Annotated in this window: 25 protein-coding genes; 21 read left to right on the top strand and 4 right to left on the bottom strand. The window is 41.6% G+C overall.

All coding sequences use genetic code 11. The features are described 5' to 3' along the window. Positions 1 to 26 precede the first annotated feature (26 nt). The 6 genes from mutY (at position 27) to ACFSTG_RS04435 (ending at position 4,729) form a co-directional block, all read left to right on the top strand. Entirely contained in the window at positions 27 to 1,067 is a 1,041-nt protein-coding gene (gene mutY, locus ACFSTG_RS04460; protein ID WP_380748873.1) for an A/G-specific adenine glycosylase, read from the top strand. A 125-nt stretch (positions 1,068 to 1,192) separates the two neighbouring features. Continuing rightward, the gene (locus ACFSTG_RS04455; RefSeq protein ID WP_380748871.1) at positions 1,193 to 1,663 is read left to right on the top strand and encodes a single-stranded DNA-binding protein; all 471 of its coding nucleotides are present in this window, start codon (positions 1,193 to 1,195) and stop codon (positions 1,661 to 1,663) included. 21 nt (positions 1,664 to 1,684) lie between these two features. Beyond that, complete coding sequence (locus ACFSTG_RS04450; protein WP_380748869.1) at positions 1,685 to 3,007, top strand: gliding motility-associated protein GldE; 1,323 nt, start codon at positions 1,685 to 1,687, stop codon at positions 3,005 to 3,007. Then, entirely contained in the window at positions 3,004 to 3,573 is a 570-nt protein-coding gene (gene gldD, locus ACFSTG_RS04445) for a gliding motility lipoprotein GldD (protein ID WP_380748867.1), read from the top strand. The genes ACFSTG_RS04450 and gldD overlap by 4 nt, the downstream gene beginning before the upstream one ends. A 59-nt stretch (positions 3,574 to 3,632) precedes the next feature. Then, positions 3,633 to 4,517 carry a DMT family transporter gene (locus ACFSTG_RS04440; protein WP_380748865.1) on the top strand — a complete coding sequence of 295 codons (885 nt, stop codon included), beginning with the start codon at positions 3,633 to 3,635 and terminating at the stop codon, positions 4,515 to 4,517. Positions 4,518 to 4,585: 68 nt separating this feature from the next. Continuing rightward, the gene (locus ACFSTG_RS04435; protein WP_380748863.1) at positions 4,586 to 4,729 is read left to right on the top strand and encodes a hypothetical protein; all 144 of its coding nucleotides are present in this window, start codon (positions 4,586 to 4,588) and stop codon (positions 4,727 to 4,729) included. A gap of 199 nt (positions 4,730 to 4,928) precedes the next feature. Here the strand turns inward: ACFSTG_RS04435 and ACFSTG_RS04430 are convergent, their stop codons facing one another. Together ACFSTG_RS04430 and ACFSTG_RS04425 are read right to left on the bottom strand one after the other, a co-directional pair. Then, positions 4,929 to 6,989, bottom strand: coding sequence for an insulinase family protein (locus ACFSTG_RS04430; protein WP_380748861.1), 2,061 nt, complete (start codon positions 6,987 to 6,989; stop codon positions 4,929 to 4,931). Between the two features lie 21 nt (positions 6,990 to 7,010). Beyond that, entirely contained in the window at positions 7,011 to 8,330 is a 1,320-nt protein-coding gene (locus tag ACFSTG_RS04425; protein ID WP_380748859.1) for a M16 family metallopeptidase, read from the bottom strand. Between the two features lie 180 nt (positions 8,331 to 8,510). Here ACFSTG_RS04425 and ACFSTG_RS04420 point away from each other — a divergent pair, with 180 nt between their 5' ends. The 5 genes from ACFSTG_RS04420 (at position 8,511) to ACFSTG_RS04400 (ending at position 10,676) form a co-directional block, all read left to right on the top strand. Next, the gene (locus tag ACFSTG_RS04420) at positions 8,511 to 8,975 is read left to right on the top strand and encodes a DUF4199 domain-containing protein (RefSeq protein ID WP_380748857.1); all 465 of its coding nucleotides are present in this window, start codon (positions 8,511 to 8,513) and stop codon (positions 8,973 to 8,975) included. A gap of 93 nt (positions 8,976 to 9,068) precedes the next feature. Further along, entirely contained in the window at positions 9,069 to 9,581 is a 513-nt protein-coding gene (gene rplU, locus ACFSTG_RS04415) for a 50S ribosomal protein L21 (protein WP_380748855.1), read from the top strand. Positions 9,582 to 9,607: 26 nt separating this feature from the next. Then, positions 9,608 to 9,868 (top strand): 50S ribosomal protein L27, encoded by a 261-nt coding sequence (rpmA, locus tag ACFSTG_RS04410; RefSeq protein ID WP_380748853.1) that lies wholly within the window; start codon positions 9,608 to 9,610, stop codon positions 9,866 to 9,868. A gap of 89 nt (positions 9,869 to 9,957) precedes the next feature. Next, on the top strand, positions 9,958 to 10,287 hold the full coding sequence (locus tag ACFSTG_RS04405; protein WP_380748851.1) for a putative signal transducing protein: 330 nt from the start codon (positions 9,958 to 9,960) through the stop codon (positions 10,285 to 10,287). A gap of 77 nt (positions 10,288 to 10,364) precedes the next feature. Continuing rightward, entirely contained in the window at positions 10,365 to 10,676 is a 312-nt protein-coding gene (locus tag ACFSTG_RS04400; RefSeq protein ID WP_380748849.1) for a putative signal transducing protein, read from the top strand. 68 nt (positions 10,677 to 10,744) lie between these two features. Here ACFSTG_RS04400 and ahcY read toward each other — a convergent pair whose 3' ends face one another. Continuing rightward, complete coding sequence (ahcY, locus tag ACFSTG_RS04395) at positions 10,745 to 12,061, bottom strand: adenosylhomocysteinase (RefSeq protein WP_380748848.1); 1,317 nt, start codon at positions 12,059 to 12,061, stop codon at positions 10,745 to 10,747. 62 nt (positions 12,062 to 12,123) lie between these two features. Here ahcY and ACFSTG_RS04390 point away from each other — a divergent pair, with 62 nt between their 5' ends. The 9 genes from ACFSTG_RS04390 to ACFSTG_RS04350 all read left to right on the top strand — a co-directional run bounded on the left by ACFSTG_RS04390 (position 12,124) and on the right by ACFSTG_RS04350 (position 19,141). Next, positions 12,124 to 12,768 (top strand): 4'-phosphopantetheinyl transferase family protein, encoded by a 645-nt coding sequence (locus ACFSTG_RS04390; RefSeq protein WP_380748847.1) that lies wholly within the window; start codon positions 12,124 to 12,126, stop codon positions 12,766 to 12,768. Positions 12,769 to 12,771: 3 nt separating this feature from the next. Beyond that, complete coding sequence (locus ACFSTG_RS04385) at positions 12,772 to 13,482, top strand: geranylgeranylglyceryl/heptaprenylglyceryl phosphate synthase (RefSeq protein WP_380748845.1); 711 nt, start codon at positions 12,772 to 12,774, stop codon at positions 13,480 to 13,482. Between the two features lie 105 nt (positions 13,483 to 13,587). Beyond that, the gene (locus ACFSTG_RS04380; RefSeq protein ID WP_380748844.1) at positions 13,588 to 13,848 is read left to right on the top strand and encodes a YkoF family thiamine/hydroxymethylpyrimidine-binding protein; all 261 of its coding nucleotides are present in this window, start codon (positions 13,588 to 13,590) and stop codon (positions 13,846 to 13,848) included. After that, positions 13,832 to 14,464 carry a nicotinamide riboside transporter PnuC gene (pnuC, locus tag ACFSTG_RS04375; protein WP_380748842.1) on the top strand — a complete coding sequence of 211 codons (633 nt, stop codon included), beginning with the start codon at positions 13,832 to 13,834 and terminating at the stop codon, positions 14,462 to 14,464. The genes ACFSTG_RS04380 and pnuC overlap by 17 nt, the downstream gene beginning before the upstream one ends. Continuing rightward, a complete protein-coding gene (locus ACFSTG_RS04370) occupies positions 14,425 to 15,003 on the top strand; it encodes an AAA family ATPase (protein WP_380748840.1) in 579 nt (192 codons plus the stop codon). The genes pnuC and ACFSTG_RS04370 overlap by 40 nt, the downstream gene beginning before the upstream one ends. Next, on the top strand, positions 14,993 to 16,543 hold the full coding sequence (locus tag ACFSTG_RS04365; protein ID WP_380748838.1) for a DUF4301 family protein: 1,551 nt from the start codon (positions 14,993 to 14,995) through the stop codon (positions 16,541 to 16,543). Before ACFSTG_RS04370 ends, ACFSTG_RS04365 begins: the two co-directional genes overlap by 11 nt. After that, positions 16,543 to 16,950 carry an alternative ribosome rescue aminoacyl-tRNA hydrolase ArfB gene (gene arfB / locus ACFSTG_RS04360; protein ID WP_380748836.1) on the top strand — a complete coding sequence of 136 codons (408 nt, stop codon included), beginning with the start codon at positions 16,543 to 16,545 and terminating at the stop codon, positions 16,948 to 16,950. The genes ACFSTG_RS04365 and arfB overlap by 1 nt, the downstream gene beginning before the upstream one ends. Positions 16,951 to 17,151: 201 nt before the next feature. Beyond that, positions 17,152 to 17,505, top strand: a complete 354-nt coding sequence (locus ACFSTG_RS04355) for a hypothetical protein (protein ID WP_380748834.1) — start codon at positions 17,152 to 17,154, stop codon at positions 17,503 to 17,505. A gap of 283 nt (positions 17,506 to 17,788) precedes the next feature. Then, positions 17,789 to 19,141, top strand: coding sequence for a sigma-54-dependent transcriptional regulator (locus ACFSTG_RS04350; RefSeq protein ID WP_380750791.1), 1,353 nt, complete (start codon positions 17,789 to 17,791; stop codon positions 19,139 to 19,141). Here ACFSTG_RS04350 and ACFSTG_RS04345 read toward each other — a convergent pair. After that, positions 19,131 to 21,536 (bottom strand): hybrid sensor histidine kinase/response regulator, encoded by a 2,406-nt coding sequence (locus tag ACFSTG_RS04345; protein WP_380748832.1) that lies wholly within the window; start codon positions 21,534 to 21,536, stop codon positions 19,131 to 19,133. The genes ACFSTG_RS04350 and ACFSTG_RS04345 overlap by 11 nt on opposite strands. Positions 21,537 to 21,834: 298 nt before the next feature. On the opposite strand from ACFSTG_RS04345, the gene ACFSTG_RS04340 reads away from it, so the two are divergent. Further along, positions 21,835 to 24,195 carry a TonB-dependent receptor gene (locus ACFSTG_RS04340; protein WP_380748831.1) on the top strand — a complete coding sequence of 787 codons (2,361 nt, stop codon included), beginning with the start codon at positions 21,835 to 21,837 and terminating at the stop codon, positions 24,193 to 24,195. Positions 24,196 to 24,234 lie beyond the last annotated feature (39 nt).

Below are 24,234 nucleotides of genomic sequence, written 5' to 3'. Positions count from 1 at the left end.
ATCATTGCACCAAAGAATTTTATTCAATGCTTTTTTCTAAAAATCTGATTTCGTGGTATTTGGAAAATAAGAGAGATCTGCCCTGGCGCTCCACAGGTGATCCTTACCGCATATGGCTCAGTGAAATAATCCTTCAGCAAACAAGGGTAGCACAGGGAACACCTTATTATTATAAGTTTATTGAAGCCTTTCCTACCGTGTTTGATCTTGCAGAGGCTTCCGAAGAAGAAGTGCTTAAGCTGTGGCAGGGATTGGGATATTATTCCCGTGCCCGTAACCTGCAAACTGCTGCCCAATTTGTAGTTGAGGATTTGGATGGAAAATTCCCCGATAATTATAAGGATCTTATCAAGCTAAAAGGAGTGGGAGAATATACCGCGAGTGCCATTGCTTCAATTTGCTTTAAGGAGCCGGTTGCGGTGGTTGACGGGAATGTCTACCGCGTATTGTCACGTATTTTTGGAATTGATACTCCTATTAACAGTACCGAAGGGCAAAAACAGTTTAAAGAAAAGGCAAACCGGTTGTTAGACAGGAAAAATCCGGCCGATTTTAACCAGGGCCTCATGGAATTTGGGGCTCTGCATTGTACTCCCCGACGCCCTCTCTGTGATAATTGCCCTTTTTCTTCGGAATGTGTCGCCTTCAATCGTATCCAAATTGCGTATCTACCGGTAAAGCTAAAAAAACAAAAGGTTCGAAAAAGGCACTTTAATTACCTCGTATTTATTTCCGAAGAGAATAAGACCATATTACAGCAGCGCAAAGGAAAGGGGATTTGGCAGGGATTGTATGAATTCCCCCTGGTGGAGACCTATTCTGAAGCCACAGCCGAAAATCTTGTGCAGGAAGAGGCGTACGGGTATTATTCTGTTCCTTCTTCCTCAAAGGTCGATCTCTTCAATATTGAACCGGTTGTGCATAAACTTTCACACCAGCACATCTTCACAAAATTCTGGATCGTCAACTGTGAAGAGCTTCCGCAGCAGGGTATCTCTTTCACTGAAGCCGGGAAACTTCCGGTACCGGTCCTGATAGAAAAATTTATTGATACCTTTGACTTTTAACCTTCCTGCTTTTTGTAATTTCATCGGATGGTTTTCCGAAGCGAACAAAAAGAAAGAGGAAGTTGAAAATGAACCATAAATTTACTTATTTTAGAAATTAATTCATTTAAATAAACCCGAACAAAATGACCGGAACTTTGAATAAAGTAATGCTAATTGGCCACACAGGAGATGACGTAAAAATGCACTATTTTGAAGGCGGCGGGTCATTAGGTCGTTTCCCTTTAGCCACTAATGAAGTTTATACCAACAAGACCAGCGGAGAGCGGGTTACCAATACCGAGTGGCATAATATTGTGGTAAGGAACAAAGCAGCAGAGATCTGTGAAAAGTACCTTAAGAAAGGGGATAAAGTTTATATTGAAGGAAGGATAAAGACCAGAAAATGGCAGGATGACAAAGGGAATGAAAGATATTCTACTGAGATCCATTGTACAGATTTTACCTTTCTAACCCCTAAAGGAGAAAGTGGACCCGGCGATTCACAGGGCCAATCCCAGTCAACAAACCAATCTCAGAACCAACCCCGGCAAAATACGCCGCAAAATCAGGCTCCCGGAATCCAACAGGAAGACGAGGACGATTTGCCGTTCTAAGTTTAATTTAAAACTACACATTTGGATCCTGATCCTGCCAGTTTGTTTTCATCTATTCTTGCCGTTGATCTATCGCAGCTTTTTGGTGTGGTCGGGGCCTTTTTATTACTGATCTCATCTGCACTTATTTCGGGCGCAGAAGTGGCTTTCTTTTCCCTCACCCCGGCCGATTTTGAAGCAGACCAGACCAGGAGGACGGCTAAAGAACAGGTCGTCATCAGCCTTTTAGACAGACCTAAAAAATTATTGGCCACTATTCTCGTGGCTAATAATATGATAAATATTGCCATTATTCTGCTGTTCGATTCTCTTACAGATACAGCCTTTGAGAACATACAGACGGTGTATTTTGGAATTGACCTCCAATTCATCATGGAGGTGGTAGTGGTGACCTTCCTTATCCTGTTATTCGGGGAGATCCTTCCCAAAGTTTACGCCAGCAGGAACAAAGTAGCTTTTTCACATTTTATGGCTTATCCAATTAATGTGCTTGACAGGGTTTTTTCTCCTTTAAGTATCCCCATGCGGGCTGTTACCGTTCTTATTCATGAACGACTGGGTAATCAACGTACAGGATTAAGTGTAGATCAATTGTCACAGGCCCTGGAACTTACCAGCAAACACGATACAACCAAAGAAGAGCAAAAGATCTTGCGGGGGATCGTCTCCTTTGGGAATACTGACACCAAGCAGGTGATGCGCCCTCGTATGGACATTTTTGCGCTCAATGAGACCGAACAATATAAAACTATCATTCCGCAGATCATAGAAAACGGATATTCCCGAATCCCTGTTTATAAAGACAATATAGATTCTGTTACCGGGATCTTATATGTGAAAGACTTGTTGCCTTACCTGGAGCAGGACGATTATGACTGGAAATCATTGTTGCGGGAACCTTATTTTGTACCTGAGAATAAGAAACTGGATGATCTTTTGAACGATTTTAAGACCAAAAAGAACCACCTTGCCATTGTAGTTGACGAATACGGCGGAACCAGCGGGCTTATATCTCTGGAAGATATTATTGAGGAAATAGTAGGGGATATTAGCGATGAATTTGATGATGAGGATCTCATCTTTTCCAAATTGGATGAAAACAACTATGTGTTTGAAGGGAAGACCCCTTTAAAGGATTTCTACCGCGTGCTTAAGTTGGACGATCCTTCCCTTTTTGAAGATAATAAAGGAGAGGCAGAGACCCTGGCAGGATTCCTGCTGGAAATTTCAGGTAGCTTTCCCAAAAAGAATGATGTGATCTTTTTTGATCGTTTCAGTTTTAAGATCGAGGTGATAGACAATAAAAGGATCAAACAAATAAAGGTGAGTATCACGGGAGTATGAAAAAGTGGGTAATTCTTATAATTTTTGCTGCTCTGGCCATCTCTTGTGGAGATGATCCACAGCCAAAACCCATGGGGTTTTTGGCAATGGAATATCCTCAACCCAAATATGAACTGCTGGAGAAGAAATGTCCTTATATATTCGAAAAGAACAAGTGGGCAACGGCCACAAACCCTAAGGGAGGAAACAATTGCTGGCTTAACCTGGAGTATGAGCATTTAAAAGGAACGATCTTTATCACTTATCAACCCGTTACGAATAATCTGGATTCCCTGTTACGTGACGCGCAGAAACTGCCTCTGCAGCACACCATTAAAGCAGACGCTATTCAGGGTGATATCTATACCAATGAGTACAACAAAACCTACGGAATGTTCTATGAGGTTTCAGGAAATGCTGCTTCCCAGGCCCAGTTCTATTTAACTGACAGTACAGAACATTTCCTAACAGGTTCTGTTTATTTCAGGGCACAGCCCAACTTTGATTCCATTCTTCCTGCTGCTGCCTATTTGAAACAGGATATGCGGCACCTTATGGAAACGGTGCAATGGAAGAATCTTGAATAAAGCAGGTACTTCTTTTAGGTTAAAAAATTATTCCCATTTTTGAGGCTTAATTTGATGTAATGCCCAATAAGAATCTGAAGTGGATCTTTCTGGGGCTGCTTGCCATCATTTGGGGTAGTTCCTTCATACTTATAAAAAAAGGGCTGGTTGGGCTCACGGCACTACAAGTGGGTTCCCTGCGCACGGTTTTTGCTTCATTGTTCATGGTCATCATTGGTCTTAGAAGCCTCAGGCACATAAAGGGAGGTCAATGGAAATGGATCATTTTTTCAGGTTTCTTCGGGACCTTTTTTCCTGCTTATCTCTTTTCGTTTGCAGAAACTGAAATTGACAGCGCCATAGTTTCCATTCTCAACTCTACCACACCGCTGCTCTCCATGTTGCTGGGCATCTTTATTTTTGAGGCAGCTTTTATAAAAAAGAAATTTATTGGGGTTATGGTCGGGCTTGCCGGAACCACTGCTCTCATCTTAAGTGGGGCAGCCGTCAATCCCGATCAGAATTACTGGTACTCGCTGCTGGTCATTCTAGCTTCGCTTTTCTACGGATTCAATGCCAATGTGATCAAAAGGCACCTGCAAACCATTCCGGCCCTGGCCATCACCACAGGTAATTTTATGGTGATCGCTATTCCGGCATTGATCGTTCTGTCAACAACCGGATTCTTCTCAACTGAAGTACTTTCAGCGCCTGAAGTTCCTCTTTCCCTTCTCTATGTTGCCGTTTTAGGAGTTATAGGTACAGGAGCAGCCCTAATCATGTTCAACAAACTTATCCAGATTTCAGATCCTGTGTTTTCTACCTCTGTTACTTACCTGGTGCCCCTTGTGGCCTTGGGGTGGGGCGCATTGGACGGAGAAAAATTCACTGTCATTCAGCTGGTTTCCGGATTGGTAATCCTGCTGGGAGTGTTAATTGTTAATAACACTAAAAGAAAAGTTTAAATCCATTTGCTATTTTTTTAACCTTTTATTAACTTTACTTTTCAGTATCGAACTAAACCCTACCCGATATGAAGAAAAAGATTTTTTACGGATTTTCGTTTTTCGTGTTTTTGTTTACAATGGTGGTCTGGCAGTTTGCGGCGGCGGAACTTGCTGAGCTTCAGGATGAACCGAGGTCAAATATGAAAAATCAAACATCTGAGATAGCGTAGAATGAACTGGATAAGTCTATAATTTTTGTAGGCTTTCCGGTCTGTGCAACTGTTGGTTAAATCTTAAAGAATTTAGCATTTTCGGTGCGACAGGGTGAGGTGTGCTTCCGTTGCAATTCAACTCTAAATATCGTTTTTAAGGAAATAAAAAATGCCAACCCTTTAAGGTTGGCATTTTCTGTTAGGATAAAAAGTCTTATCATTCAAAGTCGGCATCTGTTACACCCTCATTGATCTTTACATCTGTAACTTCAAAATCGAGCGTCATGGCGCCCATAGTCTGTGCAATTGAGAATGGGAATTTAACTCCATCAACCTCCCTGTAATCTGAATAAACGATAGGGATGGTCATTGTTTGCCCTCCCTGGTTAAGGGTTTTTATGGTCTGGAGTTTCAATCCGGTTTCCATACTATAGTAATGTTTAGTTTCATCAACTTTAATTACATAAGCATCCTCACCATTCACCGGTTCGATACCTGTAATAGTACCGTTTTTCTCCTTTAGTTCGGGGAAAGGATGAGATTCTGCCTTAGCTGCAGTTAGCTGCTCTTCTGTAAAAGGTATTTTCTGACCTCTGGCAACTACAAAACCTTCTTCTCCATTAAAGATCTGTTGCTGCATTACCGTGCCTCCCATTCCTATGGAAGTAGATGATTTTCCAGCGGTAGTGGTTTTGGTTTCCAGGTCCATTTTTTGACCCTGTACTGAAGCGTGAGCAGTAAGATAAACAGAGTTCACTTTATCTACAGCTTCTTTTCCACCTATAGCCTCTATATAGCTGTTGTATACTTTTTCAACCGTAACATCAGGGGAAACCTCTTTTTTGAATTCAGGTTTTTCAATTGGATTTGCATTTTTATCAAAATACTTTACCGGTATGGATTTTCCGTTATAAGAAAGTTTTTCAAGATTCTCAATTACTTCGCTTCCTTTACCAACTACTACAATCCTCGCATTATCTGCCAGGTAGTATTTTTTAGCAACTCTTTGAATGTCCTCTGCTGTAACTGCATTGATCTTCTTAAGGTAAGTCTGATAAAAATCTTTTGGAAGTTTGTCAGTTTCAATGTTTAAAGCGTACTGTGCAATTGTAGAAGGACGTTCAAGTGCAAGAACAAAATCTCCTGTGTATTTTGCCTTGGCGTTTTCAAGTTCTTCCTGAGATACTTTCTCGTTTCTTATTCTGTGCAACTCATCAAGGAATGCTACAACAGCAGAATCTGTGACTGCGTTACGAACGCTTGCGCTGGCAACAAAACGTGAAACATATTTATCATCTCCGGTGCTTGAATAAGCGCCGTAAGTATATCCTTTGTCTTCACGAAGGTTAAGGAACAAACGGGCTTCTCCACCGCCTCCAAGGATTTTGTTGGCCATTAGAAGAGGAAAATAGTCTGGATCTCCTTTTTTAAGCTGAATAGTGTTTGTTACCTGAACTTCGCTTTGAACAGCATTTGGGAAATCAACAAAATTCACCTGTGTTTCAGCAACATTATCAACTTTGGGAAGATTTAAAGCCGGAAGTTCACTTTTCTTCCAGTTCTTGAAATTCTTCTCTACAAGTTTCTTTACTTCTTTTGTCTTTACATCACCAACAACTACCAAATATGCATTTTGAGGCACATAGAAATCCTGGTAATATTTTTTTACATCTTCCAGAGTAAGGTTCTTGATAGTTTCTTCAGTAGAGAACTCTCCGTAGGGATGGTCTTTTCCGTAGCTTAAAGCTGCAGCTATTCTTTGGGCGTTTGAAGCCACGTCTTTTTCTGAAGCTTTAAGGTTTTCAAGAGCCCGCTCTTTTTCAATTTCAAATTGCTCCTCAGTAAAGTTGGGGTTTAATGATCCCTGGGCCACCAGTTCAAGAATCCTTGGGAAATACTTTGAAAGTGAGTTAGCCGAGGCTCCACTTGAAAAGAAATTTACATTTGCTCCGAGGTAATCAATTTCCTCATTGAATTTTTCCTTAGGAATATCCTTGGTTCCTTCCCCAAGTATGGATCCCATAAGTGCCGGAACTCCGGCCTTATCGCCTTCTGCATGGGGCGGGTTATCCATAGTAAGGGTCATAGAAACCCTTGGCAACTTGTGGTTTTCAACAACAAGTACTTTTAGCCCGTTTTTTAAGGTGAAAGTTTCGGGCTTGCCCAGATTGATCTCAGGTGCAGGTCCTGCTTCAGGTGGCGTGCTGCGGTCAATTTGAGCATGAATTCCTGTGGTTGTCAGGAACAAGACTGCTAATGCTAATATTTTATTCTTCATTTTGTACATTTTAAAATTTTGTTATTCAGAATCTTTCTTCGGAAGATATTCCAGTTCGACACGCTGATTTGGGTTAAGATATTTCTTGGCTACGTCCCTAATTTCTTCCCTTGTAATAGAACGGTAGATATCGATCTCCTCGTTAATAAGGTCAGTGTTTCCATAAAGCATCTGGTAAGTGGCTAAAGAGCTGGCAATACCTGCAACGCTACTATTGGAGTTTACAAATCTGTTCTCAAATTTATTCTGAAGTTTTTCGTATTCTCTCTGGCTGATAAGTTCGGTTTGCAACTTCAGGATCTCTTCATCAATTTCAGTAACAAGAGTATCCAAAGGAGTTTCCCCCAGGGGAAGGGCAAGCACAACGTACTGACCGTAATCTTTTTGACCAATGTTGAGTGCTGCAACCTGAAGTGCCTGTTTTTGATCATCAACCAGTTTCTTGTAAAGTCGGGAAGATTTTCCGTCAGAAAGAACTGAAGAAACCATGTCAAGAACGTAGGCATCTCTCTCGGTCATTCCCGGAGTTCTGTAACCCAGCATTATCGCAGGGATCTGAATGTTTGAATCGTAAGCTGTTGCCTCAATGGTTTCAGTAATAGGCTCTTCTTTAGGGAAGTTTCTGGTAACCTCTTCTCCGGCCGGAATAGGGCCAAAATAATCCTGGATCATTTTCTTGGTCTTTGCAATGTCGATGTCACCTGCCACAACCAAAGTTGCGTTGTTAGGCTTGTAATAGATATCGAAATACTGCTTAAACTCTTCAAGAGTTGCTGCATCAAGATCTTCCATGTAACCTACGTTGGGATCTTTGTAGGGATGTTTCTCGAAAAGATTGGAAGAGATCTCATTAATCCAGTTCCCGTAGGCAGCATTGTCGTAACGCATTCTCTTTTCTTCTTTAACAACTTCATTCTGAGTGTCTACTCCCGATTGTTTTATAACAGGGTGCAACATTCTTTCAGATTCCATCCATAATCCAAGCTCAAGATTGTTGGACGGGAAGATCTCGTAGTAATAAGTACGATCGTTTGAAGTGTTGGCATTATTTGATCCTCCGTTGGACGATACCATCTTGAACCAATCTCCCTGACCAATATTCTCTGTGCCCTCAAAAAGAAGATGCTCAAAGAAATGGGCAAAACCGGTTTTATTATTAATTCTGTCTTTTCCACCTACGTCGTACATAACGGCTGTGGTTACAACCGGCGCTGAATTATCTTGGTGAAGAATCACATCCAGCCCGTTGTCGAGCGTGTACTGCTCAAATTCAACTTCCTGTGCTGTCGCGGTCACACCCACGAATAGAGCAAAGGTGGCTAATTTTAGTTTGTTGATCATTTTATTATTAAGTTTTAAAGTATAACAATGAATAAGTAGGAGAAAGTGGGGGTTTGTTACATTTTTTTTAGAAAGAAAAGAAGGGTCAAAAAAGTGTGTTTCCTAAATTAACAAGCTATTAAGGCATAATTCGGGAGAATTTTTGGAAATTTATACAAAACGCTATAAAAAATCACTCTTATGAAGGGATCTTCAATTTCATTGATGTATGGAATCTTTGTGGCCGTTGGGCTAATTGCTTATTTTTTGTTGTTATCACTGTTCGGCCTGCATACTAATCCGGCTTTCAGTGTTGTCAATATTGCTATAACCGGCATAGGTATGTTTTTAGCCATTAAAAAGTACCGGTCCAAAAAAGGAGCGAAGTTCATTTATGAGAAAGGTTTTACAACGGCTTTAGCCACAGGATTTATTGCCACTTTAATTTTTACGGGATTTTTTGCCATTTATGCCAGTGAACTCAATCCAAATTTTTCTGAGGAGCTTATAACCATGTGGGAAACCGATTGGTTTGTAAACCTGGGAATGCTGGTATTTACTGTTGCTCTTATGGGGCTGGCTACATCTTTCGTAATGGCCCTGGCCATCATGCAGCGATACAAACCTTCCTGGAATACCAAGGAAGGAAAAAAACATACCTATTAATATAATGCCTTTGCAAATTAATTAATTAGGAGTATATTTGCACCCGCCTGAAAATAAGCAGGTGAGTATAATAAACCCTTAATTAAAGTCGCTATGTACGCAATTGTAGAGATAGCAGGGCAGCAATTTAAAGTTGCAAAAGACCAAAAAGTATTTGTTAATCGTCTTTCAGGAGAAGAAGGAGACAGTGTTTCTTTCGACAAAATTCTTTTGACAGGAGACGGTGATAACATTACTTTAGGCGCCCCAGCTATAGAAGGAGCTTTGGTAGATGCTAAGATCACCAGGCACCTAAAAGGAGACAAAGTTATTGTTTTCAAGAAGAAGAGGAGAAAAGGTTACCGTGTAAAGAATGGTCACCGTCAATCTCTTACTGAAATTTCTATTGAAGGAATTTCTGTGTCAGGTTCTAAAAAAGCCGCTTCGGCTAAAAAAGAAGAACCAAAATCTTCAAAAGAAGAGACAAAATCTTCTAAAAAGGATGAGGCTCCAAAGAATGACCTTAGTTCAAACACAGTTGTCGAATTAAGAGAAATGGCTAAAGAAAAAGGAATTGAAGGTTACTCTTCAATGAAAAAAGCTGAATTAATAGCTGCTTTAAGCTAAAAGTTTAACAGTAAAAACGAAACAAAATGGCTCACAAAAAAGGAGTTGGTAGTTCCAAGAACGGTAGGGAATCAGAATCAAAACGCCTAGGTGTTAAGATCTTTGGAGGACAAGCTGCCATAGCAGGAAATATCATCGTTAGACAAAGAGGTACTGCCCACAATCCGGGAGAGAATGTGTATGCAGGAAAAGACCATACTTTACATGCCAGAGTTGATGGTGTTGTAAAATTCACTAAAAAGAAAAACAACAAGTCTTACGTTTCTATCGAACCGTTCCAGGCTTAATCAATTTTTTCTTTTAAGATATGAACCCTTTCTGAATTTCAGAAAGGGTTTTTTTGTATCTTTAATAGGCGTTCTTTAAAATTCAAGCCATGAATTATATTTCCGTTTATAGTACCAGGGACAAAAGTGAGGTATCTGTATTAAAGAACCTTTTTGCTGAAGAAAAGATCGATTTCAGAATAGAGGATGAAGGTACTGCTATGGGAGATCCTCCCGTGAGCGATAAGCGTTTTATGGTTGCCGAAAAAGACCGGAAACTAGCAAGGGAGCTGCTTCATCAAACGGGATTTGTTAAAGAATTTCCTCACGAAAGAAGGACACCCCGCAGGCCCATGAAGCGGTGGATGTTCCTTTTCCTTGCGGCCCTTGTCCTTGTAGTGGTTGCCATTATTGTATGGTGGTTCATGAGCGCTCCATGATTTGAAAAAGCCTCAACTTCTTTCCTGTAAATGGTTTTTAAATTCATTTTACTAATTTTCCGGAAAACTGGCCAACAATGAATTACATCACTATTCTTGAAACCACTCAGCAAAATGAGCTCGTCCTGCTACGGAATCTTTTTGAACAACACAAAATAGATTATAAGATCTTTGATGAAAATGTCAATACTAACTTCCTGGTGGGAGTAAGGGTGCAGGTAGCTGAAAAGCAGGAAGGTGAAGCCCGGGAGATATTGCGTGAGAATGGTCTCATAGAGGAGAAATCAGCGCAGGGTAGGAAAACCTCCATAATCTCTACCCGAACCTGGTTTTTGCTGGCAGTTTTAGTAATTATAATAACTACACTCCTTATAATGAGTGGCCTTTAAAACCGGTCAAAAAAAATCCTCCCTGTTTAACAAGGAGGAGGTTTAGAGATCCTGAATTATCTTAAGAATTAATATCTGTAATATTCAGGTTTGAATGGACCTTCTACGGTTACGCCAATATATTTGGCCTGGTCCTCATTTAGTTCCGTCAATTCAACTCCTATCTTTTCAAGATGAAGCTTGGCAACCTTTTCATCCAGATGCTTTGGTAGCATATAAACTTCATTCTTGTACTTATCTGTATTCTTCCACAATTCTATTTGAGCAAGGGTCTGATTCGTAAATGAGTTACTCATTACGAAGCTTGGGTGACCGGTAGCACATCCAAGGTTCACCAAACGACCTTCAGCTAAAAGAATGATGTCTTTCCCGTCAATGGTATATTTATCAACCTGTGGTTTGATCTCTACCTTAGTATCTCCAAAGTTGTCATTTAGCCAGGATACCTGGATCTCATTGTCAAAATGACCAATGTTACATACAATGGTTTTGTCTTTCATTGCTTTGAAATGCTCAGCACGCACGATATCTTTGTTCCCGGTAGTGGTGATCACTATATCTGCTTTTGGGGCAACAGTTTCCAGTTTCTTCACCTCAAATCCGTCCATTGCGGCCTGCAATGCACAAATAGGGTCGATCTCGGTAACGGTTACGATTGAACCTGCTCCTCGAAAGGAAGCGGCGGTACCTTTACCTACATCCCCGTACCCACATACCACAACTCTTTTACCGGCAAGCATCACATCTGTGGCGCGACGAATGGCGTCTACAGCACTTTCCCTACATCCATACTTGTTATCAAACTTAGATTTGGTAACCGAGTCATTAACATTGATCGCAGGCATGGGAAGTGTTCCGTTCTTCATGCGCTCATAGAGTCTGTGTACTCCCGTGGTTGTTTCTTCAGAAAGACCTTTAATACCTTCAGCCAGCTCAGGGTATTGATCCAGAACCATATTGGTAAGGTCCCCTCCATCATCAAGGATCATATTAAGTGGCTTACGGTCTTCCCCAAAGAAAAGGGTTTGTTCGATACACCAGTCAAATTCTTCCGCGGTCATTCCTTTCCAGGCATATACCGGTATCCCGGCAGCAGCGATGGCTGCTGCAGCCTGATCCTGAGTAGAGAATATATTGCATGAACTCCAGGTCACCTCTGCGCCTAAAGCCACTAAAGTTTCAATAAGTACGGCTGTCTGGATGGTCATGTGAAGACATCCTGCGATACGTGCGCCTTTTAATGGCTGTTCATCCTTGAATTCTTCCCTGAGAGACATTAGTCCCGGCATCTCTGCTTCGGCAAGCTCTATTTCTTTTCTCCCCCAATCGGCCAGGGAAATATCTTTTACTTTATACGCTGTATAAGGTACTGTTTTCGTTGACATATTATTATATTTGATTTTGCATTTTCAGAATGGCAAAGATACAGAATATCTAACAGTTTTTTATGCCCCTTTACAAAACGATAACAATAAATCCAGGCACTAAAGTGCTCATTTGGAAGATAGAAGAGCCTTATGAGGACCTTAACCGTGGAATTGATCTTACCACTCATTGCCGGGAGCGCGTAGATGGGATGAAAAGCGACCTGCACAAGCGTGGATTCATGAGTGTGAGGCATTTACTGGCCGCCGAAGGCTACACAGATCATGATCTCTTCTATGATGAGGAAGGTAAACCGCACCTTAGGGATGGCAAACACATCTCTATTACCCATTCTTTTATCTTTTCGGCAATTATAATCGGAGACCGGGAGGTAGGGATAGACATTGAGAAACAGCGGGACAAGATCCTTCTTATTGCACACAAATTCACCCCTATTGAAGAATACCGTACTTTGGCCAATGCTGAGGCTTTGATAAGGAAACTAACTATTGTATGGGGGGCCAAAGAAGCGGTTTATAAACTCTATGCCAAACGAAAAGTGAGTTTTTTGCAACACATTAATATCACCGATTTTGATTTTGATGATCAGAAAACCACCGGGAAGGTATTTTTTAATGGCTCCACTTCCTGGTTCAATTTTCAATTCCTGGAATTCGAAGGTTTTACCTGTGTTTTCGCGGTACCCAAGGAAGAAAAACCTTCATAATTCATGAGCCAGGTATTAACTAATATCCTTAAGTCCGCTGCGGCTGAAGAAAAATTACTTGCCGTCCTCATTGATCCCGATAAATTTAAAACAGATTCAGCTTCAGAATTTCTTCGGAAGATACCTCGGCAGGCTACTCACATCCTGGTGGGAGGCAGCAGGGTTGAAAATGGCAGGACCGAGGCTTGCGTTAAGGCTTTGAAAGCTGAAACCCAACTTCCCGTAATTTTGTTCCCGGGTGATCACTCCCATATAACAGGTGCAGCAGATGCCTTATTTTTCCTAAGCCTGCTTTCAGGAAGGAATCCTGAGTTCCTGATCGGGCAACAGGTAAGATCTGTAAATAAGATTAGACAAACACAACTGGAGATCATTCCCACCGGGTACATCCTTGTTGATGGAGGGAAGGAATGTGCGGTTCATCACGTAAGTCAAACCAGTCCGCTCTCTCCCAAAGACCCTGAAACTATAGTGAACACTGCTTTAGCCGGAGAATATTCAGGGAAGGGACTTGTATATCTGGAAGCGGGTAGCGGGGCAAAATTCCCTGTTTCGGCCCAAATTATTTCCCTGGTGAAAAAAGCCATTTCTGTGCCGCTAATTGTTGGCGGGGGAATTCGTTCTGCCGAAGCACTTTCAGAAGCCTATACTGCGGGTGCAGATATGGTCGTGGTGGGTACTGCCTTTGAAAATGAGGATTTCTTCCTCTCTTGAAAAATTAATTAATCATAGAAAATTCAGGCAGGATGTACTATTCTTCCTAATTTTGAAATTGTACCGAAGACTGAAGGACTTTTTTTAATCCTTAAAACCACACCTATGCAAATTTCATTAGAACTTGCCCTGACTCCACTTCAGGATGACTTTGAAGCCCCGATAAAAGAATTCATTAAAAAATTAAGAACTTCGGGATTCACCGTTCTTGAAAATCCGCTAAGCACTCAAATATATGGGGATTATGATAAGATCATGGAATTCATGACAGAAGAGGTGAAGGAGACTTTCCAGGCTCTTGATCATGTGATATTGACCATGAAGCTCGTTAAGAGCAACAGAAGCGACTATGCAGCCGATTTTTGATTTCTTTTTTCAGCAGTACCAGGATTATCCAACCCTTTTTATTGTTTTAGAGATCATCGCGGTTATCTTCGGTTTCCTTTCGGTATGGTTCTCTAAACAGGAGAATATTCTTGTTTATCCAACCGGGATCGTTAGCACGGTAATTTTTGTCTACCTGCTTTGGCAATGGGGGTTACTGGGCGACATGATGATCAATTTTTACTACTCTACCATGAGTATTTACGGCTGGTATGTATGGACCCGTAAAGTTGATGCCGTTCATTATATTCCTATTACTAAAGCCACTAAAAAAGAACATCTGTGGAGTATTTTGATCTTCATAGCGACCTGGTTGTTCACATTCGGGATCTACACCTGGTTTGACAAATGGAACAGCTGGACAGCCTATGTAGATACGATTACCACCGCCATATTTTTTGTAGGGATGTGGCTCATGGCACGCAAAAAGCTCGAGAACTGGATCTACTGGATCGTAGGCGATATAATCTCTGTACCCCTGTATTTCTATAAAGGCCTTACCTTTACCAGCCTTCAATATTTATTATTTACCATCATTGCCTATTACGGTTACAAAACATGGAAAAGAAGCTTGAGCAAAGGACATGTGACATCCTGAAAGTAGTTTTTTACGGGCCTGAGTCTACAGGAAAGACTACCCTGGCACAAATGCTGGCGGCTCATTTTGAAACTGAATGGGTGCCCGAATTTTCAAGGGATTATCTTCAGCAAAAGTGGGATGAGGAGCAAAAGGCATGTGCTCCCGAAGATATTCTGCCAATTGCACACGGCCAAATGGAACTCGAAAACCAAAAAGCTGCAGAGGCTAACCGGGTACTTTTCTGTGACACAAATCTCCTTGAAACTGTTGTTTATTCACAGGCTTATTATGAAGGACACTGCGACCCTGGACTTCTTAAACATGCGTTAAAGGCACATTACGATCTTTATTTTTTAATGTATATTGACATTCCATGGGTTAAAGATGATTTGCGCGACAGGCCCTTTGAAAGGGAGCTAATGTTCGAAAAATTCAAAAAACCATTGGATGATTACAACAAGCCGTATCACATTTTGGAAGGAAATTTTCAGGAGCGATTTGAAACGGCAGTAAAAATGATTGAAGAACTTTTAAAAAAGAACGAAGTTGGGCTTTAGCACACAAGATATTTCACAGATTGAAAAAAAAGGGATCAGTTTCCAGAAGGTAGAGGAACAAATTTCGATTTTTAAAAAGGGTAATGTTTCAGTCAATATTCGAGAGGCGGCCACTTTGAGAAATGGCATTCTGGCTATCGATGAAAATGAAAAAGAAGATCTCATAGCCTTATATAATTCAAGAAAAGATGATCTGAAAATTCTGAAGTTCGTTCCGGCCTCGGGGGCCGCTACAAGAATGTTTAAGGCCTTTTATAACTTCCTTAAAGAATTTGATCCAAATGAAGAAGATCTGGATCACTATATTGAAAGAAAGAATAATCCCAAACTGGAGTTGTTCTTCAGCCGAATGAAAGACCTTCCTTTTTACGAAACAGTGCTTCAGCAGATAAAAGAGAACGGGCGAGATTACGATTCACTTCCTGAAAACGAACAAAAGCTGCTCTTTGTAAGAATGATGCTTGGAGAGGAGGGGTTAAACCTGGGGGATTATCCAAAAGGCCTGGTACCTTTTCATAAGTATGAAGACCATTTAGCCACTGCTTTTGAAGAGCATTTAAGAGAGGCGGTAGATTACGCCGTTGCAGGGAATAAGGTCAGGATCCATTTTACTGTAGCAGAAGAACACCTTTCAAAGTTTGAAGAAGAAGCTACCAGGATCGTTCCCATCGTCGAGAAAGAAAGCTCAAAGGATTTTGAGATCACCTATTCATTCCAGGACTCTAAGACAGATACAATTGCGGTTACCAAAGAAAACGAACCGTTTAGAGATGAGAACGGCGAAATATTCTTTAGACCCGGTGGGCACGGCGCCCTTATAGAAAACCTGAATGACCGGGAAGCAGACCTTATATTTATTAAGAATATTGATAATGTAGTTATCCCAAAGAACAGGAAGATACTGGCTGAAAATAAACAAATGCTTGCCGGGAAACTCCTGGACTTACAGGCGAAGGTCTTTGAATCTCTAACGAAACTCGAGAAAGAACCTTCAGAAGAGGAGTTGGAAGAAATGATTTCTTTTCTTCAGAAAAAACTTAATTCGGGATTGAGCATACAATTCGACGAACTATCAAAGGAGGAGAAAATTTCGGCTTTAAAAAGAAAAATGGACCGCCCTGTAAGAGTTTGCGGCATGGTTAGAAATGAAGGTGAACCGGGCGGGGGACCTTTTTGGGTAACCCATGAGAACGGGGATATCTCCCTTCAAATAGTCGAGAGTTCCCAAATTGATCATGAGAATTACCAGCAAAGTAAAATAGCCCAGGAGGCCACTCATTTTAATCCCGTTGATATTGTTTGTTCTTTTATGAACTTTAAAGGAGAAAAATTCGATCTTCATCAATTCGTGGACGAAAAGACCAGCTTTATTTCGAACAAGACCAGAGATGGGAAAGAACTCAAAGCTCTTGAACTTCCGGGCTTATGGAACGGGGCAATGTCTGACTGGATAAGTATTTTCGTCGAGGTGCCCGTTGAAACCTTCAACCCGGTAAAGACGGTCGCAGACTTATTGAAACCTTCTCACCTCATCAAGTAGTGCCTAACGAGGAACAGCTAATAAAGGAACTTACCTATAAAGCGGTACGCAGCTCTGGTGCTGGCGGCCAAAATGTTAATAAGGTCTCCTCAAAAGTGGAACTTCACTTTCACCTGCCAGACTCACGGGCTTTGTCTGAAGCCGAGAAGGAAAGGCTCCAGGTAAAACTCAGTTCTAAACTCACCAATGAGAACGAGTTGATACTGCAGTGCGATGAAAGCCGAAGCCAACACAAAAACAAGGAGCTGGTTACCCAACGGTTTATTGCCCTGATAAAAGAGTCGCTTAAAAAACCCAAGCCCCGAAAAAAAACCCGTCCTCCCAAGGCGGCAAAATTAAAAAGACTGCGGGAAAAGAAGATGAGGGCAGAAAAGAAAGCGGGCCGAAGGGATCCCTTAAAAGATTAGTAGCTCCCCCCGAAGTTGTTAAAAATGGGGAAAAATTCTACAAAAAACTGGGGAAAATTCCCTGTTCCCCAGAAATATTCTACTCTAAAGAACTCTCAAAAAGCCCTGTTTTCGGGGGCTATTTGCCTTTCCGGCTAAGATGGTACACTTATAGCTTATTGAGTTATAACCATAAATAGAAACAACAAAAAAAATTGAATTATGAAAAAGATAGTTTTATCTGTAGTAGCTGCATCAGCAATGCTTTTTTCAGCTCAAACAATTACCGCTCAGGAAACTGCACCAGAAGAAGTAGCAGTAGAACAAGTTGAACAAACAGTTCAAAAAGCTGACTGGGCTCAGGTTGAGATCGCAGATCTTCCTGCTGAAGTTCAACAGGCTGTAGAGCGTGATTTCGCCGGAGCTGTGATCGCAGAAGCTTACGTTAAGGAAAAAGAAGGTGAGCAAAAGTTTAAACTTAAAGTGACAACTGCTGAAGGCGAAGAAAAAGAGCTTTATGCAGATGCTGAAGGTAACTGGATCGACAAGGCTAAAAAAGATCACGACCAGGAGTAATTGTGTTACCATCGTTATAAGAGAAACCGACTCTTGATGGCAGATTCCCAATGGCACACATGAAAAAGAAATTGTTCACAACGTGAGATATTGTCGTTAGCCCTACCTGCGACAACATATGATGAGGAAACAATTATTTAGGGATTCTGAAGAAACGGAGGATTAATTTTACCTTTACAGGTTAATTTTTTCAAAAAGGAGCAGTAAAATGCTCCTTTTTTTTATGCTTATTTTTTGTTTTTCGGGGTTTTAAAATCATAATTTTGTGAATATTCACAATTCTATGGTCAAAATTCTCTTAGTTGAAGATGATGTGGCGTTCTGCACCATGTTAAAAACCTTTTTACTGAAAAAGGAATACAAGGTGGATGCCGTATACACTGCAACAGAAGCTCTTAACCTTATTGGGAAAGAAGATTATGATGTGATCATCTCTGATGTTCGCCTTCCCGATAAAGAAGGTTTAGAGATCCTCAGGGCGATAAACCAGAAGAAAGTGACGACGGGTGTTATCATGATGACCAGTTATGCTGAAATTAGCATGGCGGTGAACGCTATGAAAGAAGGTGCTCTTGATTACATAGCAAAACCCTTTAATCCAGAAGTAATAATAAAATCGATCAATGCCGCCCTTGATAGAAATAGCGGTGAACCAACACTGCCTGCCGTCAAAACCAAACCTACCGGAAAACCCCTCTCCAATGATACTTATATCAAAGGAGTTAGTGAGGCCTCTTCCAAACTGAATAATTATATAGAACTGGTGGCTCCTACCGGCATGTCTGTCCTTATCATGGGGGAAAGTGGTACAGGAAAAGAACAGATCGCCAGGAGTATTCATGATAAAAGTAAAAGGAACCAGGCTCCTTTTGTCGCCGTTGATTGTGGTGCCATTCCGCGGGAACTGGCCTCCAGTGAGTTCTTTGGCCATATTAAAGGCTCCTTTACGGGTGCGGTGACTAATAAAACCGGGCATTTTGAAGCTGCTAACGGGGGAACACTTTTCCTGGATGAAATTGGGAACCTTAATTATGAGCTGCAAGTGCAGCTGTTACGTGCTTTGCAGGAAAGAAAGGTAAAACCTGTGGGCAGCAATGAAGAAATCAATGTTGATATCAGGGTCATCGCTGCGACTAATGAAGACCTTTTTGAGCTGGTAAAAAAAGGGGAGTTCAGGGAAGATTTATACCACAGGCTTAATGAATTTACGATAAAAGTACCTTCTTTAAAAGACCGGCAGGAAGACCTGATGATCTTTGCCAACTACTTTCTTGATAGTGCAAATAAGGAACTGGAGAGAGATGTGGCGGGTTTTGAAGAAGAAACAGTTTCAGCTTTTAAGTCCTATACCTGGCCGGGGAATTTAAGGGAACTTAAAAATGTGGTTAAGAGAGCTGTTTTACTTTCTGAAGGGGATTACATCACCCCTGCTGTTCTTCCACAGGAAGTACGCAGGTCAAGCCGGGAAGAGCAACCCGAAGCTTCTTATAGCCTGTTCAAGAATAAGAATGAGCAGGAACTGATCCTGGATGCTCTTGAAAAAACCCATGGGAATAAAAGTAAGGCTGCACGTTTGTTATCGATAGACAGGAAAACCCTTTATAATAAATTGAAACAGTACGGGATCAATCTTTGATCTCCAGTTGAAGTTCGTTCAGAAGCGACCTGATCTTTTTGGTAAGCAATGGCACGTCTACTTTTTTGATTTCTTCTTCCTTTCCCATCTCCAATTTTTCGAGGTCCACCACAAGACCTTTTACTCTTAACTGCCTGATCATAGGCAACATCTTGTGGGCTACAGCAGAAACCTTGGGACTATCACCATTTGCCCATGCCATTTTAAGTACCTGGATATTGGTTGCAGTACTTTCCATAAATGCCGTAAGGATTGCATTCAATGCCTGTTGATCCTCTCCTGCAAAAGTTTTGATCTCATTCAGGGTATAATTTCCTTTTGATCCTGCATTAACACCCTTTTTCTTTGTTTGCTTTTCAAACTCAATTTTGAGCACATCCTCGATCAATTTTAAAAGCTTTTTTGAAGAGTATGGTTTTAACAGGCTACCACTAAATCCTTTTTTGAGATAATCTGCAGGACTCACATTTGGCTGTCCTGAGAGGGCAATAACCTGAAGCTCGGGTGAAATTTTTTTGATCTCGGTGAGTAGTTGAAACCCATTCATATCGGGCATTTGTATATCGGTAAGCACAAGATCTGCTTTTTCTTTTTGCAATGTTTTTAATGCTTCCTTTCCATTGCGGGCCGTGTAGAATTTCATACCTGTGAAACGAATGAGTTCTTTGAGTAGTCCCAGTTGTGCAGGTTCGTCATCAACAAGAAGAACCGTATAGTTCTGAAGGTCTTCTGTTGGTTTGGAAGGTTCCACAACTTCTGTTACCGGCGAAGCCAGTTTTACCGGAATCTCTATCAGAAAGGTACTGCCTTTCCCGGGTTCGCTTTCCAGGCTAATATTTCCTTTAAGGAGGTCAGTAAGTTTTTTACTAATCGCCAACCCCAGACCTGATCCTCCATAGCGCTTTTCAATACTACTGTCCTCCTGGGAGAATTCTTCAAAGACCTTTTCCTTTTGCTCTGCCGAGATCCCAATGCCGGTGTCCTTAACCTGGATGTTCAATATCGTTTTATTTTTCTTTTCTTCGAGCCAGGCCTTTACTTCAACACTTCCTTCCTGGGTGAACTTACATGCATTGCTTACAAGATTGGTGATTATTTGTTTAATCCTGAATGGGTCTGTGATAACCGGGCGGTCGAGTTCTTCCTCAACTTCAATTAGCACTTCTACCTCTTCGGGTTTTTCGGGAGGGATGGCATTCTCCACGGTTTCCTCGATGAGGTTCTTGGGGTTGAAAGTCAATTCATCCACAGACATTTTTCCGGCCTCCAGCTTTGACAAGTCAAGCAGGTCGTTAACCAGGTGCAGCAAATAATCTGAAGATCTTTTTAACTGGTCCAGGTACCGGTTCTGTGATCTGTCCAGATCTGTTTTCTCCAATAATCCTGTATAACCTACTACCGAGTTAAGAGGAGAGCGAAGGTCGTGCGTGATGGTATTCATGAACTGCTCCCGGCTTTTCAGTAAAGATTCGGCATAGATCTTGGCATTTTCAAGTTGTTTCCTATAGCGCTGACTCCGCGAAACATCCCTGGTCACCAAAAAAACGAAAATAAGGATCACTAGCAGACTTACTGCACCAAGAAAGGCAATGGTCTTGGAGGTGCTTTCTACCGTATCCTGCCAGTTGGCTACCTGTTGCAGGGAATTCTGTCTTTCTTCAAATTCTATGGTAGATAGGAGGATACGTAACCTACTATTGAGTTCTATTTCGTTCTCTAAAAGGGCATTTTCCTTGTTCCTCAGTTCCGTGCGGTATTGGCGGTCCCTTATCTCCAGTTCGCTAAGGACAGATTTTACGGCATTCACCAGGGAATCGGCGGTTAGATTTGCAGGTTCTGCATTTTCAACATTTGCATAGTCCAGGAGTTTTATCAAAAGGCTCCTTTGGTGGGGCTCCAGGTCTTTGAACCGCTGTTCATAGTTTGGAATATCAAAGGTTTCGTCAACTTTTCGAAGTTCGTTAAGTACCCTGTTGTAATAACTTTCACTTTCCCCCTGCGCCCTTAATTTTATAAGTTCAGAAAGGTTTTCAGATTTTTGGGAAAGAAGGATGTTGATGCTGTCAACCTCTTTTTCCAGGGAATATTCTGAATCTGGCCGTTGTAAAGATGCCAAGGTCATTTTAATAGAATCAATCTTTGCGGTGTAGATTTCCAGACCTTCAAGGTCGCCACTTTGGATCAATTGCCTGCTGAGACTTTCAGCTTCGTACAATTTGGTAGCGGCCTCTCCTACGAGAAGGAGCTTCTGGTTCCCGGTATTGTTCCGGTCAGTCATCTGCGTGTAGCTTACCACCTGTTCGTACACAAACCAGATCGCAAAGGCCGAAAGTGCTGCCAGTAAAAGGTATCCGGCAAAGACAGTAAAAGTAATGGACGGACTTTTTTTAGCCATAGTAACCTGAAAACGATAAAATTAATTGCTTTTTCTTCGAAACCCTCAAAAATTAGGTTAAATCGAAAAAAAGCTATTACATTTGCCACATCTCAAAGGGGTGCCTACTTCTGTTTGTGCAGGAGAAAGCTGAGATCATACCCAAAGAACCTGGGCAGGTAATGCTGCCAAGGGATCTGCGCTAAAAGCGCAAAACTATCGCACTCCTGAAAACCATTTTTATTGAATGGTTCTCAGGATTTTTTTTTAAAATAAGAATAACCGCCCCTTTTATTCGTAATGATCTAATTTTTTACGAATGAAAACTTTTTTTCTATTTTTCAGTTTAAGTTTTATCTCCCTGGCCTCAGTTGCCCAGCAATTCAGTGTTTCGGGAAAAGTAACAGATGGTGACAAACCATTAAATTCAGCAATTGTCAGGGTAGAAGGCGCTGCCACGGGTACACAAACCAATAGCCGGGGAGAATATTCCCTTCTGCTTGATGAGGGGCATTATACTCTTATTTTTTCCTACGGAAATCAAAAAAAGGTGGAGATCGATCTTTCTGAAGATATCATTCTGAATATTGATATGAGTGATGCCCGGGAAGAACTAGGAGAAGTATTTCTTTCGGCAGTACGGGTAGATGCAGATTCACCAATAACCTATAGTAACCTCTCCAATGAGGAGATAGAAGATCGTAACCTGGGACAGGATATTCCAAGTCTCATGCAATATATGCCTGGGGTGGTGACCACCAGTGATGCAGGCGCCGGAATTGGTTACAGCAGTATACGGGTGCGGGGTACCGAATCCCGGGGGATAAATGTAACTATCAACGGGGTGCCATACAACGATGCAGAAAGTCAGGGTACCTTCTGGGTCAACCTGGGGGATTTTGCCTCTTCTGTAGAGAACCTTCAGTTGCAGCGTGGAGTTGGAACCTCTACGAACGGAGCAGGTGCCTTTGGAGCGAGTTTGAACATCCTTACAGACAGGTACAAGACAGAACCTTCCGCAGAGATAGCCAATAGTTTCGGGTCTTACAATACCAGAAAACATACCGTTAAATTCAGCACCGGACTTTTTGATAAACACTGGGAATTTTCAGGGAGAGCATCAGTGATAAAGAGTGACGGTTATATTGATCGTGCCTCGTCTGATCTTAAATCCTATTTTTTTCAAGGTTCTTATGTTGGAGGTACTACCCTTATCAAAGCTTTGACATTTGGGGGAAGTGAGGTTACTTACCAGGCCTGGGACGGGATCGATTCGGAAACCCTTCAGGAAAACCGCAGGTTCAACCCGGCGGGAGCTTATGAAGATGACCAGGGAAATCTAAAGTTCTATGATAATCACGTTGACAATTACAAGCAGGACCATTTCCAATTGTTGTGGAATGAACGCTACGGAAACGGATGGTCTTCAAACCTGGCACTACATTATACTTACGGGCGTGGATTTTACGAATCATACAGGGCCGAAAGACGGTTGACAGATTACGGCCTGGAGTCATTTTCGACCAATGGGGAAGAGGTAACGCACAGCGATCTTGTGACAAAGAAATGGCTGGTGAACCATTTTTACGGCACCACCTTCAATGCCCGTTATGAGAGCGAAAGACTGAAGTTGGTCTTTGGAGGAGCCTGGAATAATTACGAGGGAGACCATTTTGGAGAGATCATCTATGCGAGGTTTGCTCCTACTGCAGGGCCACTTGACCGGTATTATGACAATGACTCTCAAAAGAGCGATCTTAATTTCTTTACAAAAACTACCGTTGCCCTTACCGATAATTTATCATTGTACGCAGACCTGCAGGTTAGAAGGATACATTATGAGGTAGATGGGGTGGAGGAACAGGAGGTGCCTTTTATTGTTGATGATACACATACCTTCTTTAATCCTAAGGCGGGTTTGACCTATGAACTTTCTAATGCTAACCAGTTATATTTTTCATTTGCAAGGGCACACCGGGAACCTAACCGTACCGATTATGAAAATGGAAATCCCGAGCCCGAGGAGTTGAATGATTACGAGCTGGGTTGGCGGTTCACAGCTAAAGGAGTGCAGGTAAATTCCAACCTGTACTATATGGATTACCGCAACCAATTGGTGCTAACAGGAGAGCTCAATGATGTAGGAGCTGCTATTAGAAGGAACAGTGGGAACAGCTACAGGCTTGGTCTGGAAGTAGATGCGGTAGTGCAGATGGGCAGTAAATTCAGCTGGAGACCTAATGTGGCAATAAGCAGGAACAAAAATGATGAATGGTTTGCACCCTGGGACGGAGAACTCCTCAACTTCGGAAAGACGGATATCTCTTATTCCCCGGAAATAGTGGCGGGAAATATTTTGGAATACAGGCCTGTTAAAAACCTGGAGCTAAAATTCCTGTCTAAATTCGTGGGTGATCAGTATATGAGAAATCTTGAGAATGAGTCGGCACAGTTGGAAAGTTACTTCGTTAATGATTTCAATCTTCAGTACACCTGGAAAAATGCTCCGGTTTTTGAAGAGATTGTTTTTACAGGTTTAATAAACAATATCTTCAATGAAGAATATGTCTCAAATGGCTACTATTATACCTATGACTGGGAAAACGTAACTTATGAGGGAGCAGGATATTATCCGCAGGCAACCCGAAACTTTTTAGCCGGGATCACCTTGAGATTTTAGATTTTAAGGAGATATTAATGCCCGGAAAGACTTCTTTCC

This window comes from Salinimicrobium flavum, from assembly GCF_042684505.1.
GTDB classification, from domain to species: domain Bacteria; phylum Bacteroidota; class Bacteroidia; order Flavobacteriales; family Flavobacteriaceae; genus Salinimicrobium; species Salinimicrobium flavum.
This window is presented reverse-complemented; position numbering and strand designations above follow the sequence as displayed.